The sequence below is a fragment of the Ensifer adhaerens genome (assembly GCF_001270265.1).
GTDB classification, from domain to species: Bacteria; Pseudomonadota; Alphaproteobacteria; order Rhizobiales; family Rhizobiaceae; genus Ensifer; species Ensifer adhaerens_B.
The window spans coordinates 1-16,179 of the sequence record NZ_LGAP01000045.1; the positions used below are offsets into that span (position 1 = coordinate 1).

Consider the following 16,179-nt stretch of genomic DNA (forward strand, 5'->3'; position numbering starts at 1 on the left):
ACGACCACAGAGGTTCGTCGGAAAAAAATAATGCGGAGCAAAGCCGTCAGTCGGCACCAAAAACACGCGGATTTTCTGTCTCCACACCGCGTTCCTTCGCATTTTGAGCACCTGACGATTATTGAAGTAATGGCCACCTCTCCATTACTTCAAAAAAGGCTTCACGTAATGCGGGGCGATCAACTTCACCTCATGGCCATACCTGCTCATCTCGCGGGCCCAGTAATGCGCGCTGCCACAGGCTTCCATCACGATCACCGCTGGAGGCTGCTCGGCCATGAATTTGGCAAAACTCCCCCGTGATAGTTTCTTCCGGAACTTCAGCTCCCCCGTCATCGACGCCCCATGGAGCTGAAAAACCGTCTTTGCCAAATCCACTCCAATCATTGTATCTTTCGTCACGGTTGCCGTCCTTTCCGCTCAGTGGCTGTAAACACCACTATCCTGGCACATTGCGATGCCGTCTGGGGAGGGCGGCAACCACTCCATCTTTCAAAGAAACGTCGAGCCCTATATATTGGTCCATGGTTGCCTCCATTTGATGTTTGGGCCCGGTGCCAATCGTGAGCCCGTATCTCCATCTTATCGGGGCAACCAACCTCACCAGCAATCAGCTTGTGAAATGGCCTGGGACGATCGCGCCCGCGATTACCCCATGTTTGCTGATGCGGCTCCGCCGAAGCCTCAGATCCAGCCGATGGAATTACCGGCAATCCTCAACAGACGATCCTGCGGGATGGCAGCGGAAGCCGCCTCATCTTCGTCCATCTCGCCAAAAAGCTTGAACAGCGCACGGATGACGCCGCCGTGGCTGACGCAGACCGTCGGCTTGTTCACGTCCTTGAGCCATGCGGCAACCCGCCAGGACAGGATCTCGTAGCTTTCGGCATCATCGCCGGGCGGGATGAAATCCCATTTCACCTTGCGTCGCTCGGCGATGCGCTCCGGTACGGATCGCTTCAGCTCCGGCAGCGTGAAGCCTTCCCAATCGCCGAAGGAGACTTCCTTCAGCCGGTCATCGGTGCGGTAGGCGGTGGGATCAAGATCCATGGCCCGGCGAAGGCGTTCCATGGTTTCACGGGTGCGACCGAGCGGGCTGGCGACAAAGTCGAACTGCGTGGCGTCGGCACCGAGGATGGCGCCAAGCGCAATCCCGTTTCCGGTCGCCTGCTGGCGACCGGTGTCGTTGAGGGGGATGTCCTTCTGCCCCTGGAGGCGGCTTTCCGCATTCCAGTCCGTTTGTCCGTGACGGATCAAATAGATCAGCACAACATTTCGCTCCGGGCAGGAAGCCGTTCGGGCCGGTCGGCGCCGCCGATCAATCCTTGATGACGGAGATATCCGGAGCGTCGACAGCCTTCATACCGACGACATGGTAGCCGCTGTCGGCGTGGTGGACTTCACCCGTGACCGAGCGCGACAGGTCGGACAGCATGTAGAGGCCGACATCGCCCACTTCCTCGATGGTGACGGTGCGACGCAGCGGTGCGTTGTACTCGTTCCACTTCAGGATGTAGCGGAAATCGCCGATACCGGAGGCAGCCAGCGTCTTGATCGGACCGGCAGAGATCGCGTTGACGCGAATGTTCTTCGGACCGAGATCGACCGCCAGATACTTGACGCTCGCTTCGAGCGCAGCCTTGGCGACACCCATGACGTTGTAGTTCGGCATAACCTTCTCGGCGCCGTAATAAGTCAGCGTCAGCATCGAGCCACCGTCCGTCATCAGCTTTTCAGCGCGACGGGCAACCGAAGTGAAGGAATAGACCGAGATCTGCATCGTCTTGGCGAAGTTTTCCGGCGACGTGTCGACGTAGCGTCCGGTCAATTCGTCCTTGTCGGAGAAGCCGATCGCGTGAACGACGAAGTCGATCTTGCCCCAGTGCTTTTCAAGCGTTGAGAAAACCTCATCGATGGTGGCTTCGTCGCTGACGTCGCAGTGGCCCGCCATGAAGCCGTCGATTTCCGCCAACAGGGGCTCGACGCGCTTCTTCAGTGCATCGCCCTGATAGGTAAGCGCAACTTCGCCGCCTTGGGCATGGATGGCCTTTGCTATCCCCCATGCGATCGAACGGTTATTCGCGACGCCCATGATGACGCCACGCTTGCCCTTCATCAAACCCGATGCCTGAGCCATGCATTGTCCCCAATACTGTCTGCCGGCATCGACGACGGCCGACGCCAGACTTCACAAAATTCAAAAACGCCAGACCAGCGCTGTCGGCGCACGTGCGGCAAATTGTCGAGAATTGCCTATGGCATAGCCGCTCCGGTGGTTCAAGCGCGGCCGAGATCAGGAACTGTTAGTCCCCGTAATATTGGTTCAGCGTGTCAGCAATCCGTCACAAATAAAGGCCGTCGCGCAGCGATTTCATCAGGTCGGTGACCTTGTCGTCCGGCGTGTCCTGCAAGACGAGCCGCAATTCGACCAGCAGATCGCCGCGCGCGCCATAGGCACCCGGCAGCCCGAAGCCTTCGATGCGGATGACCTTGTCGGAGCCGGACCAGGCCGGGACCACGACCGTCACCTCGCCGATCAGCGTGGCGATGACATGCTCGCAGCCGAGGACCGCGCTCTGCAGGTCAACGGACAATGTCGTCAACAGGTCCAGTCCGTCGGTGCGGAAAGCACCACTCTGGTCGACCCGCAGGGTGACGACGACATCGCCGCGCGTCATGCCGGTGACGCGATACCCCTGCTCTGCCAGGCGGACGGTCTGTCCGTCGACGGCACCCGGCGGTATCTGGACCTTGACGGTTTCACCGTCGGGCAGCTCCAGCGACAGGCGCTGGCGATCGATCAGATCCTGGATGGTAACAGTCAGATCGATCGCAAGATCTGGAACCTTGTCGGTGGTCTTGGCCGCCCGGCCACGAATACGCCTGACGATGGCGGCGACAAGTTCCGCGGCCGGTGCTGCGGCGCGCTGCATCAGCGGCGGCTCCGTCTTGGCGACGGCCTCCTGCTTCGGCTCGCTGGCGGGTTCGGGCTTCGGCTCGGGGGTCGCACCGGGTTTTTCCGGCGCCTTGGCAGCAGCCGGCTTCGGCGCGGGCCTGGCGGCGCTGGCACGGGTCTCCGTGCCGAAGATCCGCGAGACCGCCTCCTCGGCGGTTTCCGCGTCGACCGGCTGCTCCTCCGGCTCGGGGCCGCGCATCTTCGCCTTCATAGCCTCCATGCGGCGCAGCTCGGCTTCGCGCCGGGCATAGTCGTAGCGGCTTCTCAGCTTCGGGTCGCGCAGCAGTTCATAGGCCTTGCCGGCCTCGGCGAAGCGCTCGGCGGCCGTCGGGTCGTCCTGATTGTGGTCGGGATGGATCGCCTTGGCGACCGAGCGCCAGGCCGCCTTGATTTCGTCCTGACCGGCCGTGCGCCGGACGCCGAGGATTGCATAGGGATCACGCATGGTTTGCTACCATTTTCTCTGATCGGCGGCCTCTCCCGGATGCCCGCCTTATGCCTCAAAACCGGGGACCAATCGCAACGATGGCATGTCCCGTTCACGGGTGAGGATGGGCAGAACTTGCTAAATATCGGTTAGCCGGGAGGAACGGCGGACCTGTTCAAAACGCAGATCGAACCGTTCCTGCTGTGGTTTGCCGAAATGTGGTTAACACAGGATTTCAGGCACGCGGGCCGAAGCTGGTGAGATACCACGCTCCATCGCCGAGCTTGCAGGTGCTGCCGTCGAACTTGGCGATGCCCTCATAGGAATGGCGAGTCGTGGTGAAACGGCGGCAAAGCATGCCGCTGGCGTTGTCTTCCTGAATGCTGCTGATCACACCGGCGCTGCCGGAAGTCGAGTTCGCCCAGGGAATGGGGTTGAGCGACCCCTGCCCGAGTTCGGCTGAGGTGACGGCGTTGCGAACCAGGACCGCATCGGAAAGACCATCGGAGGTTTTGGCGACGGGAACGGTACCCGTCGAAACCGTGCGATCGACGCCGCCGCCGAACATGTCGAGGCCGGCCCCCATGCAACCAGACAGGATGAGCACTGGCAGGCAAATTGCCGCGCCACGCATCACTGAGAAGGAATACCCCTTCTTGCCATCGATCCACTTTGCTATGTCTTGCACGGCAATCCTGTCAGACTCGCAAGAGCCGCACGTTTCCCGAGGAAGTCAACAAGCAGGCTCTGACATTTTCGATGCGGAAACACCGATCGGGCTCATCCCGAAGCGTTTCCGCGCCAGACATCACGGCGTTAGAAGGCAATATGGCGGTGAATGAGTTAACAAGCGGTGACTTCACGGAAGCAAGTGAGCCCTTTTCCCTTTTCGGCACATGGCTGAAAGACGCGGAAGGCAGCGAGATCAACGACCCGAACGCCGTGGCTCTGGCGACCGTCGACCCCGATGGACTGCCGAATGTGCGCATGGTTCTGCTCAAGGATTTCGACGAACGTGGATTCGTCTTCTACACCAATTTCGAGAGCCAGAAGGGCCGCGAAATTCTCAGTGCCCGCAAGGCGGCCATGTGCTTCCACTGGAAATCGCTCCGGCGCCAGGTGCGGGTGCGCGGCCCCGTCGAAATCGTCTCGGAGGCGGAGGCGGACGAGTATTTCAAGTCGCGCCCACGCGGCAGCCGCATCGGCGCCTGGGCGTCGAAACAGTCCCGCCCGCTCGAAAGCCGCTTCGCCCTGGAAAAGGCGGTTGCCGAATATACCGCCCGCCATGCGCTCGGCGAAATCCCCCGCCCGGAATACTGGTCCGGCTTTCGCATCCGTCCGACCTCGATCGAATTCTGGCACGACCGGCCGTTCCGGCTGCACGACCGCCTGGAGTTTCGCCGCGATGTACCCGAAGGCGGCTGGGAAAAGGTGCGGATGTACCCCTGACGGGCGATACCCCGCTGGCTAAAGCGCGTCGCGATCTCCAGGATTCGCTTGTTGCGCTTTAAGCTCTTGTTCTTGCGCATGTCGTTATCGCAAAACCACAGCACACTTTTGCGCGACATGCTTTAACTGCGGGCGAGCCGAAACGGAATGCCCGAGGCGAGCGCCGAGACATAACGGGGGCGCTGGAAGTGGCCGTTGAGCGAAATGCGCGGCAAGGCGTGCAACGGCGTGGCCGCCGCTACCGTGCCCGGCATGGTGGTGACGGCGACCGTAAAACCCAGATCGGCGACAAGCCTGTGATCGCGCGGCGAGACCGCCGGGCGATCCCCATAGGGATAGGCAAAGCTGCGCGGTCTCTTGCCCGCAATCGCTTCGATGCGGGCGGCGGATGCCTCGATCTCTTGGGCTGCATGATCTTCGCTGAGCCGCGCGATCGCGCGATGACTGATCGTGTGCGCCCCGAGGCTGGCAAACGGGCTTTCAATAAGGCGACGGAGCCCAGCTCCATCAAGCGTCAGCGCTTTGGCTATCGCCGCAGCATCGATCCCGTGCTCCAGCGCCGTCGCGTCGAGCGCGGCGACGGCAGAGCTTTCATCGCGGCTGTGGATGTAGCCGGCCATACGGCCAAATACCGCCTGCTTGTCCGCGGCGCTTTTAGCCTCCAGTACCTCTACGCCGCTACCGAAATTGAACTGGAACCGGCTTGTTGCTGACAGCAGATCGGCCAGCGTTTCCCACCAGAGCGTATGTGTACGGTCGACGAACCCGCCGGTCACGAAAACGGTGAACGGGACGCCGTGCCGCTCGAAAACTGGCAAGGCGTGGTCGAGATTGTTGCGGTAACCGTCGTCGAGGGTGAAGCAGGCGAAGGGCGCACCGTCCTTGCCGGCAAGTGCTGCCGGCAGTTCGTCGAGCGCGATGAAGCGATAACCGTCCCGCTTCAATCGGGCGATGGCCGCATCGAGAAACTCCGGGGTGATTTCGAGATGGGCGTTCGGCTCGAAAGCCCGGGCAACCCGCGGCCGGACGTGATGCAGGGTGAAGAGGGCGCCGCGCCCGCCCCCCCCCCCCATCGGGCGGGCGCGGTTAGGCCCCTTGCCCACCCGCGCCCGCCGGCGACCGCCGCGCGTCGCGCCCTCGTGTTGGTGCCGGCGGTGATCCCGCCCGCCATATCAGTCCATTCAATCCAGGCCTATCGGCTGCTGCACAAGTCTCTTGATCAACATTGCTTCAAGGGAAAGGTGTTGCAGCGTCCTTTGCGCGTCAGATCTGGCGCACCACCATGGAGGTTAACGGCGCGAGCGTTAAACCTTGCTGAAGGACGGTGGCGTTAATTTTTGGTTTACCACCCCGACGAAAGTCGCAGGGAAAAATCGCATTCTGCCTCAAAGTTGCAGCAAAGACACGGCCTTGTCACAAAACGAAACAGCTGCGCGCCTGCCCGACGGCGCATTTCGATGGGGACCGACATGAAAACTATCCGCCGCCTCCTGCTGGCGATGTGCGCTCTCGCCTTGGGGTCTGCGACGGCGTTTGCCGGCAGCGCTTCGTTGGTGCTCGATGCACGCACGGGCAAGGTCCTGTCGTCGGAGAATGCGGATACGCTGAACCATCCGGCATCGCTTACCAAGATGATGACGCTTTATCTCACCTTCGAAGCGCTTCGGCGCGGCGACATCAGCTGGGACAGCAAGATCAAGGTGTCGAAGGCAGCGGCCGCCAAGCCGCCGATGAAGCTGGGGCTGAAACCGGGCAGCACGATCACCGTGCGCGAGGCGGTCTATGCCATGATCGTTCGTTCGGCCAACGACGCAGCCGCGGCGATGAGTGAAAAGCTCGGCGGTTCGGAATCAAATTTCGCCAGGAAGATGACCGCCAAGGCGCGCCAGCTGGGCATGCGCCGCACGGTGTTCATCAACGCATCCGGTCTGCCCGCAAGCAAGCAGGTGACGACCGCACGCGATATGTCGACGCTGGCCGTTGCGCTGATGCGCGACTACCCCAGGGAGTATCGGCTGTTTTCCACCCCGAGCTTCACGTTTCGCGGCCGCAAGATCCGCGGCCACAACAACCTGATGTACCGCTATGACGGCATGGACGGCATCAAGACCGGCTACACCAATGCCTCCGGGTTCAATCTCGTCAGTGCCGTCAGAGACGGCAACCGCCGCGTCATCGGCGTCGTCATGGGCGGACGCACGGCGCGCAGCCGCGACGACAAGATGGCGGCATTGCTCAACCGCCACGTCGGCAAGGCGTCCAATGGCCGCCAGCTCGTGGCCGCTGCCAAGACCCGCAGCACGACTGCAGTCGAGCTCGCGTCCACCGCTACGATGTCGGACGTGCCGCTGCCCTATACGGCTCCGCATCGCGCCAAAGGCGACAACGTTGCGGCATTGATTACAGCGTCATCCGCAGCGATCGTCCCGGCCGAACGGCCGACAGCCATGGTCGAAGTCGAAACCACCGCTGCCGTTCCAGCCGCCGGCCGCTGGCAAATCCAGATCTCGGCCGCACCTTCGGCCGAGGCCGCCCGTGCGCTGCTCGCGCAGGCGCAAATGGTCGGCGGCGACATGCTGGCGGAGGCGTCTCCCTATACGGAAGCGGTCGGCAAGGGCGCCGGTACCATCTATCGCGCCCGCTTCGTCGGCTTCAGCAGCCGCGACGCAGCTGCCTCCGCCTGCGACACGCTGAAGAAGCGCTCCTATGACTGCATGCTGCTGCCGTCGCGCGGTTAATGGAGCCCCGCGCAGAGAAAGTCACGTCGACTGTCGTCAAGCAAGGGCTGCGGGCAAACCGCCCTGACGGTCCTGGCCAACCCGTTCTTTTCCCAGAAGCGCCCCTCGGCGCGAAGTGGTAGCAAAGCGGCGGATACCGACCTGGCTCATCGATGTCCGCCTGCTTCGTCCGATCTACCGCGCATGTCTCTTGCGAAAGCGATTGACGATCCACCAATCGCACTGCTCCTCGCTGTAGCCGAGCAGCAGACCTTCTTCCCGCTCATCGGCCTCCGTCCACGGACGCCATTCATGAAATAGCTCAAGGCGCGCCTGCCTGAACCGGTCGAACCGCCACTCCTCGCCATTCAAGGCGTAGGCGACATAGATGGTTCGCAACTCCCTTTGCCCGCCGCTGGTCGTCGGGCACATTTGCGTCAATTCCAGGACGTCCCGCTGAATTCGGCCGGAGGCGACGTGCGGAGCGAACGTCCTTTGCAGGTCATCGAACCAAGCGTTCTCGCCGTCTCCACAGAAAAAGGCGAAGGGTTTTCGGCCTTCGAGCATCAGCGGCAATTCGTAGCCGGTGTGCACAAGATAGGGCACGCTTTCGATGCTGTGCGGCCGGCGCAGCTCCGCTTCATCGACGGTATCGGGAAGGGCGATAGCGCAGGCCGAAGCGAGCTGCAGCAGGTCGCTTCGGTCGAGACGGAAATACACGTGATCGAGATCGAAGCCACGTTCCATCCCCATCAGAAGCGCGACCTTCTCGGCTTCCGCCTCGAAGCGCATCTCGTGATAGGGGCAGTCGGTCTCCGGCGACAGGAACGACAGCACGAAGACCGCCATCGGTTCTAGGCCTGCGTGCCGCCGACGGTGATCTGGTCCATGCGCAGATGCGGCTGACCGACGCCGACCGGCACCCATTGCCCGGCCTTGCCGCAGTTGCCGATGCCGGTGTCGAGCTTGGTGTCGTTGCCGACCATCGTCACCCGCTTCATCGCGTCGGGGCCATTGCCGATCAGCATCGCGCCCTTGACCGGCGCGCCGATCTTGCCGTCTTCTATCATGTAGGCCTCGGTGCAGCCGAAGACGAACTTGCCGGAGGTGATGTCCACCTGGCCGCCGCCGAAGGAAACGGCGTAGATGCCCTTGTTCACTGAGGCGATGATCTCCTCGGGCGTCCTGTCGCCAGAGAGCATGTAGGTGTTGGTCATGCGTGGCATCGGCACATGGGCATAACCCTGGCGCCGGCCGTTGCCGGTCGGCTGCATGCCCATCAGCCGGGCGTTCTGGCGATCCTGCATGTAGCCGACGAGCTTACCGTCCTCGATCAGCACGTTGTAGCCCGATGGAGTGCCCTCGTCGTCGATCGAGATCGAGCCGCGACGCGCCTCGATCGTGCCGTCGTCGACGACGGTCACGCCCTTGGCGGCCACCTGCTCGCCGAGCAGGCCGGCAAAGGCCGAGGTCTTCTTGCGGTTGAAGTCACCTTCAAGGCCGTGGCCGACGGCTTCGTGCAGCATCACGCCCGGCCAGCCCGATGCCAGCACCACGTCCATGGTGCCGGCCGGCGCGTCGATCGCATCCAGATTGACGAGCGCCTGGCGCAGCGCCTCGTCGGCGCCCTTCTTCCAGTTTTCCTCAATGATGAAGTCGCCGAAGCCACGACGCCCGCCGATGCCGTAGGAGCCGCTTTCCTGGCGGTCGCCATCGCCGGCAACCACCGAGATGTTGATGCGCGTCATCGGCCTGATGTCCTGAACCCGGTGGCCATCGGCGCGCAGGATGTCGACGAGCTGCCAGCTCGCAGCGATCGAGGCCGTCACCTGCCGGACCTTGGGATCCTTGGCGCGCAGATAGGCGTCGATTTCCTGCAAGAGCGCGACCTTCGCCTCGAAGCTTGGCTCACCGATCGGGTTCTCGTCGCCATAGAGTTTCTTGTTGGTGCGCTGCGGAGCCGCCGCATAGGAGCCGGCATAACCGCGCGTCACCTGGCCGACGGCGTCCGCCGCGCGGCGAAGCGCGGCCAACGACAATTCGCCGGCGTGCGCATAGCCGACAGATTCACCGGCAACCGCGCGCAGGCCAAAACCCTGATCGGTGTTGAAGCTGCCGCCCTTCAGCCGGCCGTTGTCGAAGGAGAGCACTTCGGCCTGGGCATGTTCGAGAAACAGTTCGCCATCGTCGGCGCCGGCAAGCGTCTCCGACAGAACCTTGCGGATCGCCGCCTCGTCGGCATCGAAGAGGCTCATCAGATCGGTGTTCATGGTCGTGCGCTCCCGCGTCATAAAGTTCGATGGCCTCCATTTAGGAAGGCCAAGGGTTCAAGCCAAGGAAAATATCGATCAGGAGAGCGAAGCGTTCCAGCCATCGAGGCGTTCGATGCGCTCGACGCCGGTAAAGCGGGCGACGCGTTCGAGTTCCGCGTCGATGCGTTCCATGCGGCCGGAAGACGCCTTGACGCCACGCTCCAGCCAGAGCCGGCGCACGTCGAGGCTGCCGCGCTTGCGGTCGGCCTTCATGTCGATGCGGCCGATCAGGCGATCGCCTTCGATCAGCGGGAAGACATAATAGCCATATTCCCGCTTTGGCTCGGGCACGAAGATCTCGATGCGATAAAAGAAGCCGAACAGCCGTTCGGTGCGATTGCGGTCGCGCAGCAAAGGATCGAACGGGCTCAGGACACGCACGCGGCCCGGCGGATCGGGAATATCGCCAAGCTCGTCGGGAAAGCCGGCAAGCGCGTAGGACGACCGCGGTTTGCCGCCGTCGATCGGCTCGATCAACACCTCGACCAGCTCGTCGCGATGCTCGGCCACCCAGGTCTTCGCCTCGTCGGGCGAGACCAGATCCCAGAAGGCGGCGATTTCGCCGTGGGTGGCAAAACCCAGACGTTCCAGCGCGCTGCGGCAGGCCCAGTCGATAAACTCGTGATGCTCCACCTCTCCATCCTGATGATGCGGCGGGATCACGCGTTCTGTCAGGTCGTAGACCTTCTGGAAATTCTCGCGCCGGGTGATGGCCAGCTTGCCGGTGCGCCACAGCACTTCGAGCGCGGTCTTCGACGGATGCCAGTTCCACCAACCGCCCGACTCGTGCTCGGCTTCCTTGAGGTCGCGGGCCAGCACCGGGCCGCCCTTGGCGATGCGCTCATAGGTTTCGTCGCAGCCTTTCTCGAAGCCTTCGCCACGCCATTTGCTCCAGCGGTCGACGATGGTCTCGCCTTCCCATTTGAAGCGGTGCTTCCAGTAGCGAAAGAAGCTGCTGGGGATGATGGAGGCGTCGTGGGTCCAATGCTCGAACAGTTCCCTGTCGTCTTCGAGAAGCGCGGTCAGGTGTTCGCGGCGATAGGTCTGGTTGCGCGAGAACAGGATCTGGTGATGGGCGCGTTCCACCGTGGCGATGCTGTCGACCTGGACGAAGCCGATGTCGTGGATCAGCTTGAGCAGGCCATCCTTGCCAAGCGCGCGGTGCGGTGCGCCGGAAAGCCCCTGCTTTGCGAGGAAGATGCGCCGGGCATCGCTATTGGAGAGCCGAATCGTCATGATAGAAAGAATAGGCTTTTATTCCCATAATTCAAACGGGGAGCTTGATCCAAGGCGCATTGCCCTTGTCCGCCGACTTGGCCTATAGAGCAAACCGCAAACCGCGAGGGACGGGATGGACATCCGCTTTACCGACTGCTCGGTCCGCTTCGGCGAACGGGTGGCTCTGCAGCCGCTGTCGCTGACGATCACCGAAAGGCGTGTCGGCATTATCGGCCTCAACGGCTCCGGCAAGACGACCTTCGCGCGGCTGATCAACGGCCTCGTCAAACCTTCGGCCGGCAGCGTCACCGTCAATGGCCTCGATACGGTCAAGGACGACCGCGCCGTGCTCTCCGAGGCCGGCTTCATCTTCCAGAATCCGCAGCACCAGCTGATCATGCCCGTCGTTGCCGACGACATCGGCTTCGGCCTGAAGAACCGCGGCCTCAAAGGCGAGGAAATCGAGAAGCGGACGCAAGCCGTGCTGTCGCGCTTCGGCGTCGAGCACCTGGCGCGACGGCGGGTGCATGAACTCTCCGGCGGCGAGACCCAGCTTGTCGCCATGGCCAGCGTCGTTGTCACAGATCCCAAAATCCTGATCCTCGACGAGCCGACCAACCAGCTCGACCTGCGCAACCGGCGGCGCGTCGCCGACACGATCGCGACGCTGGACGAAGATACGCTGGTCATCACCCACGACCTGCCGCTGGTCGAAAATGTCGAACGCCTGCTGCTCTTCCACGAGGGGCGGCTTGCCGCGGATGGCGCGCCGCGAGAAACGATCCGCCGCTACCACGAGATCGCCGGATGCTGACGAGCCTGCACATCGAGGGCAACAGCTGGCTGCACCGCCTGCCGGTGCGCGCAAAGCTTTTGGCACTGGTGGCGCTCAGCATTCTGCTTTTCCTCAGCGGCTCGGTCCTTGTGCAACTGACCGCGTTTGTGATTTCGGGCGGGCTCTATATTTCCGTCGGCCTTTCCTGGCGCGAGGCGCTGAAACGCGTCGGCTTCGTCTTCTTCACGATCTTCTTTCTCGCGGCCGTGAACCTCTTCCTCCTCCCCTTGAGCGAAGTGGCCGTGCTGACCCTGCGGCTGATGGCACTGGTGCTTTTTGCAGCCGCGGTAACGGCGACGACGACGATCGGCGCCTTCATGGACGAGATCACGGTGCTGCTGACGCCTTTCGAACGCCTGGGATGGGTGCGTGCCGCCGATGTCAGCCTGGCGCTCGGGCTCGTCTTGCGTTTCGTGCCCGACATTTTGGCGCGCTATCAGGCCATTCGCGAAGCGCACCGGGCGCGCGGGCTGCCGGTGCGGCCGTTGACGATCATCGGGCCGCTGATCATCCTGACGCTCAAAGATGCGGATACGATCGCTGCAGCGATTGACGCCCGTGGTTTTCGCCGTCAATAAATTCGCACACCCTAATAAACAAGGAACAGGAACAGCATGAACACCAGAGACCTCGTCCTTATCGCTCTCTTTGCCGCGATCGTCGTCGTGCTCGGCCTCATTCCGCCGATCACGCTCGGCTTCATTCCCGTGCCGATCACCGCGCAGTCCATGGGCGTGATGCTCGCCGGCTGCATTCTCGGCGCCAAGCGCGGCGCTTTCGCCTTCCTCCTGTTCCTTCTGCTCGTCGCCATCGGCCTGCCGGTGCTATCAGGCGGTCGCGGCGGTCTCGCCGTGTTTGCCGGCCCGTCGGGTGGCTTCATCCTCGGCTGGGTCGTTGCCACTTTCGTCACCGGTCTGATCGCGCAGCGCTTCGTCCGTGAGGGCCAGCCGGAAGTCCGCCAGTTCGTCGGCTTCTTCCTTGCCTCGATCGTCGGCGGCATTGTCGTGCTCTATGCGATCGGCATGCCCTGGATATCGGCCGTCACCGGCACGCCGCTCCTGACCGTTGCGACCGGTTCGCTCGCCTTCCTTCCGGGCGACCTGCTGAAGGCGGCGATCGCGACGCTTGCCGCACGGGCCGTCTTTGCCGGCTATCCGCTGCTGCCGGTTCGCGCCTGAACCGATGCCGTTTGCCGCCGCCCTTGCGCGTCACGCGGACGATCATCCGCATGCCCCGGCCTTCCGCATGGAAGGCCGGGTTTTCACATTCGGGGAGCTTATGTCTTGCGCGGGCCAGCTCGTTTCCGCTTTCGGGAGATTGACGGCAAATACCCGGAATAAAAGTGTGCTACCCGACACCACGACGCTGGTCGCTCTGGAGATCGGCAACCATCCCCTTTTCGCCGCAGCATTCGTCGCTGCGACATCAGGCGGTCATTGCGTGGCATTGATCGATCCGCACCTGCCGGCCGCGACGCGCGCCGCGATGCGTGAGTTGCTGCGGCCCGACATTGTCGTTCGCGCCAACGGCGACGGGCTGCGGCTCGACGCCACCGCTGCCGGCCAAAGCATGCTTTTCACCGCTGGTTCGGACGAAGACATTTCGCCGATCGCCATCGGCGCCGATGACGAGCCGTTTCTCGTCGTCTTCACCTCCGGCACCACGGGCCTGCCGAAAGCGATCGTGCGCGATCGCGGTTCCTGGCGGCGCAGCCTGAAGACCGGGCAGGATTTTTTTGGCATCGACAGTGACACGTGCACCTTTGCCCCCGGCCCGCTGGCCCATGGGCTGACGCTCTATGCGCTTGCCGAAACGCTGGTTGCGGGCGCCGAGTTCGTCGGCATGGCGCATTTCGATGCAGCGTGCGCGTCCGAGACCATCACGTTACAGGACGTCAGACGACTCGTGCTCGTACCGACGATGCTGAGACGGCTCTGTGCATTACCTTCGCATAGCGCACCGACGTCGGTGCAGAAGATCACCGTTGCCGGCGCCAAGCTGACACCGGTCGATCGTGCAGCCGCAGCACAGACCTTCCCCCAGGCAAACATCATCGAATATTACGGTGCCTCTGAACTCGGCTTCATCAGCGTTGCCGGCCCTGGCGACACCCCATCGGCGACCGCCGTCGGACGCGCCTTTCCCGGCGTTGGCCTCACCGTGCTCGACGAGAGCGGAACGACGCTGCCATTAGGCGAAACCGGCACGATCTTCGTCGACAGCGACCTGATTTCGAGCGGCTATATCGGTGCCGGGGACGGTGCGGGGCTCCGGCGCGTCGGCCGGCTCGCAACCGTCGGTGACCTCGGGTTCCTCGATGCCGACGGCACCCTGCATCTGGTCGGGCGCTCCGGCGGCATGGTGCTTTCCGGCGGCAATAACATCTACCCGCAGGAGGTCGAAGCGACGCTCGCCGGGTATGCGGATGTGCATGCGGCCTTCGTGCTCGGCCTTGATCATCCCGATCTTGGCAGCGAACTCGCCGCCGTTATCGAGCCGAATGCAGCTACAATCGACCGCGCAGCCCTCGACTGTCATCTCGACAGCCATCTGCCGCGCTATAAACATCCACGTCGAATCTGGCTTTGCCGTGCCTTGCCGATGACACAATCTGGTAAGGTGGCGGCAGGCACTCTCAAGCAATGGATCGTGGACGGACATGACGCCCTTGAGCCCTTCGTCTGACCCATCGCGGATACCGGTGATCGTCGCGGCCCTGCGCACGCCGATCGGCCGCGTGCGCGGCGCGCTCGCGGAGGTTGAGCCGGCACGGCTCGCCGCACCCCTGATTACCCGCATACTCGCCGATGTCGGGCTCTCGGCGGATGCGATCGATGACGTCATCCTCGGCAATGCCGCCAATTGCGCCGGCAATCTCGGGCGGCTCGCGGCACTCGAAGCCGGGCTTCCGGTATCGACGCCAGGCCTTACCATCGACAGGCAATGCGGTGCCGGGCTCGAAGCCATCACACTTGCCGCCAGGCTCATTCAGGCGGGTGCGGGACGCTTCTACCTCGCCGGCGGCACCGAAAGCGCCAGTCGTGCTCATATCCGCCTGAGGCCGCCGACGATCCCTGGCGAAGAACCGCAGCCGATCAAGCGCTCGCGCATGGCACCGGACGAGATCGGCGATCCTGACATGGGCGTTGCCGCCGAAAACGTCGCCACCGCCTGCGGCATTTCGCGCGAGAGACAGGATGCGTTTGCGCTCGAAAGCCAGCAACGCGCCGTCGCCGCCCAGGGCGCAGGCCGGTTTTCGCGCGAAATCGTACCGATCGAAACCACGGCCGGAACCGTCGACACGGACGAATGCCCGCGCGCGAATGCCTCCCTCGAAACTTTGCAGCGGCTAAAACCCGTCTTCGTCAAGGACGGAACGGTAACAGCAGGCAATGCCTGCCCGATCAACGACGGCGCGGCGATGGTTCTGGTGACCAGCCTTGCCGAAGCGCGGCGCCTCGGGCTTTCCTTTGCGCTCGAATTCATCGATGCGACAACCGCCGGCGTGCATCCCGATCTTCTCGGGCTCGGTCCGGTGCCCGCGATGGCCAAGCTGAAAGCACGCAATCCGGCGCTTGACGTCGACGCGATCGATTTCATCGAATTCAACGAGGCCTTTGCCTCGCAGGTGCTCGGCAGTCTCGATCAGCTCGAGATATCACCTGAGCGGGTCAATCTCGATGGCGGCGCCATCGCGCTCGGCCACCCCTACGGCGCGTCCGGTGCCATCCTCGCGGTGCGGTTGTTCACGCAGATGCTGGCCGTCCCGCAGGAAACACAGGCGCTGGCGATGATGGGCATCGGCGGCGGCATGGGCGGCGTCGCGCTGTTTCGCAGCCTGCGGTCGGTCGAATAATCTCCTCAGAGAATGTAGCTACCGAGCCATTCGCGCGTTGCGGCCGGCACCGGCAGCGGCGTGTGCCGCTCGCGATCGACGGCGACCCAGACGATCTCGAGCTCGGCCGCAAGCTGGCCGGCCGCCTCGACGCGCACGGCAAAGCTTACTGAGCTGCCGCCGATCTTGGCGACGGTGACGATGAAGCGTGCCGGCTCGTCATAGCGCAGGCCGCGATGGAAGACGCAGGCCGAGCGGCGAACGAGATAGGCAGGCTCATGAACGACGGACGGCCGATGCCGCCAGAGTTGGGTAAGTGCCGCTTCGGCATGGGCATAATAGGCGGCATTGTGCATGTGGCCATGCATGTCTATATCGCGAAACGGAATGCGGATTTCCGTGACGTTGTCCCGCTCCCTGCCGTCCATGC

At 63.1% G+C, this 16,179-nt stretch carries 15 protein-coding genes and 2 pseudogenes; 7 read left to right on the forward strand and 10 right to left on the reverse strand.

Annotation, left to right across the window (positions count from 1 at the left end):
* Positions 1-147 precede the first annotated feature (147 nt).
* The 5 genes and pseudogenes from AC244_RS32595 to AC244_RS32615 form a co-directional block, all read right to left on the reverse strand.
* Positions 148-387, reverse strand: a pseudogene (locus AC244_RS32595) (IS110 family transposase); the annotation flags it as partial.
* A gap of 297 nt (positions 388-684) precedes the next feature.
* Positions 685-1,269 carry a histidine phosphatase family protein gene (locus AC244_RS32600; protein WP_053252972.1) on the reverse strand — a complete coding sequence of 195 codons (585 nt, stop codon included), beginning with the start codon at positions 1,267-1,269 and terminating at the stop codon, positions 685-687.
* A 49-nt stretch (positions 1,270-1,318) separates the two neighbouring features.
* Positions 1,319-2,137, reverse strand: a complete 819-nt coding sequence (gene fabI, locus AC244_RS32605; protein ID WP_053252973.1) for an enoyl-ACP reductase FabI — start codon at positions 2,135-2,137, stop codon at positions 1,319-1,321.
* 205 nt (positions 2,138-2,342) lie between these two features.
* Positions 2,343-3,401 (reverse strand): DnaJ C-terminal domain-containing protein, encoded by a 1,059-nt coding sequence (locus AC244_RS32610; protein ID WP_053252974.1) that lies wholly within the window; start codon positions 3,399-3,401, stop codon positions 2,343-2,345.
* A 217-nt stretch (positions 3,402-3,618) separates the two neighbouring features.
* Positions 3,619-4,071, reverse strand: a complete 453-nt coding sequence (locus tag AC244_RS32615) for an RT0821/Lpp0805 family surface protein (RefSeq protein ID WP_053252975.1) — start codon at positions 4,069-4,071, stop codon at positions 3,619-3,621.
* Positions 4,072-4,211: 140 nt separating this feature from the next.
* On the opposite strand from AC244_RS32615, the gene pdxH reads away from it, so the two are divergent.
* Positions 4,212-4,832, forward strand: a complete 621-nt coding sequence (gene pdxH / locus AC244_RS32620) for a pyridoxamine 5'-phosphate oxidase (protein ID WP_053252976.1) — start codon at positions 4,212-4,214, stop codon at positions 4,830-4,832.
* Positions 4,833-4,954: 122 nt separating this feature from the next.
* Here pdxH and AC244_RS32625 read toward each other — a convergent pair.
* Positions 4,955-6,003: pseudogene (locus tag AC244_RS32625) on the reverse strand (polysaccharide deacetylase family protein).
* A 307-nt stretch (positions 6,004-6,310) separates the two neighbouring features.
* On the opposite strand from AC244_RS32625, the gene AC244_RS32630 reads away from it, so the two are divergent.
* The gene (locus tag AC244_RS32630; protein ID WP_202596149.1) at positions 6,311-7,570 is read left to right on the forward strand and encodes a D-alanyl-D-alanine carboxypeptidase family protein; all 1,260 of its coding nucleotides are present in this window, start codon (positions 6,311-6,313) and stop codon (positions 7,568-7,570) included.
* A 174-nt stretch (positions 7,571-7,744) separates the two neighbouring features.
* Here AC244_RS32630 and AC244_RS32635 read toward each other — a convergent pair whose 3' ends face one another.
* From AC244_RS32635 to AC244_RS32645, 3 genes are all read right to left on the reverse strand, one after another.
* The gene (locus tag AC244_RS32635; RefSeq protein ID WP_053252977.1) at positions 7,745-8,398 is read right to left on the reverse strand and encodes a hypothetical protein; all 654 of its coding nucleotides are present in this window, start codon (positions 8,396-8,398) and stop codon (positions 7,745-7,747) included.
* A 5-nt stretch (positions 8,399-8,403) separates the two neighbouring features.
* A complete protein-coding gene (tldD, locus tag AC244_RS32640) occupies positions 8,404-9,819 on the reverse strand; it encodes a metalloprotease TldD (protein WP_053252999.1) in 1,416 nt (471 codons plus the stop codon).
* A gap of 78 nt (positions 9,820-9,897) precedes the next feature.
* Positions 9,898-11,097, reverse strand: coding sequence for a winged helix-turn-helix domain-containing protein (locus tag AC244_RS32645; protein WP_053252978.1), 1,200 nt, complete (start codon positions 11,095-11,097; stop codon positions 9,898-9,900).
* A 115-nt stretch (positions 11,098-11,212) separates the two neighbouring features.
* Between AC244_RS32645 and AC244_RS32650 the strand changes: the two genes are divergently transcribed.
* The 5 genes from AC244_RS32650 to AC244_RS32670 are packed head-to-tail and all read left to right on the forward strand — an operon-like array spanning position 11,213 to position 15,770.
* Positions 11,213-11,893, forward strand: coding sequence for an energy-coupling factor ABC transporter ATP-binding protein (locus AC244_RS32650; RefSeq protein WP_053252979.1), 681 nt, complete (start codon positions 11,213-11,215; stop codon positions 11,891-11,893).
* Positions 11,887-12,492: an energy-coupling factor transporter transmembrane component T family protein gene (locus AC244_RS32655; RefSeq protein ID WP_082367313.1), complete on the forward strand. Its 606-nt coding sequence runs from the start codon at positions 11,887-11,889 to the stop codon at positions 12,490-12,492. The genes AC244_RS32650 and AC244_RS32655 overlap by 7 nt, the downstream gene beginning before the upstream one ends.
* Before the next feature lie 36 nt (positions 12,493-12,528).
* Positions 12,529-13,092, forward strand: coding sequence for a biotin transporter BioY (locus tag AC244_RS32660; protein WP_053252980.1), 564 nt, complete (start codon positions 12,529-12,531; stop codon positions 13,090-13,092).
* A 4-nt stretch (positions 13,093-13,096) separates the two neighbouring features.
* Positions 13,097-14,599: a class I adenylate-forming enzyme family protein gene (locus tag AC244_RS32665; protein WP_053252981.1), complete on the forward strand. Its 1,503-nt coding sequence runs from the start codon at positions 13,097-13,099 to the stop codon at positions 14,597-14,599.
* A complete protein-coding gene (locus AC244_RS32670; RefSeq protein WP_053253001.1) occupies positions 14,583-15,770 on the forward strand; it encodes a thiolase family protein in 1,188 nt (395 codons plus the stop codon). The genes AC244_RS32665 and AC244_RS32670 overlap by 17 nt, the downstream gene beginning before the upstream one ends.
* A gap of 5 nt (positions 15,771-15,775) precedes the next feature.
* Here AC244_RS32670 and AC244_RS32675 read toward each other — a convergent pair whose 3' ends face one another.
* Complete coding sequence (locus AC244_RS32675; protein WP_053252982.1) at positions 15,776-16,177, reverse strand: acyl-CoA thioesterase; 402 nt, start codon at positions 16,175-16,177, stop codon at positions 15,776-15,778.
* Positions 16,178-16,179: the final 2 nt, after the last annotated feature.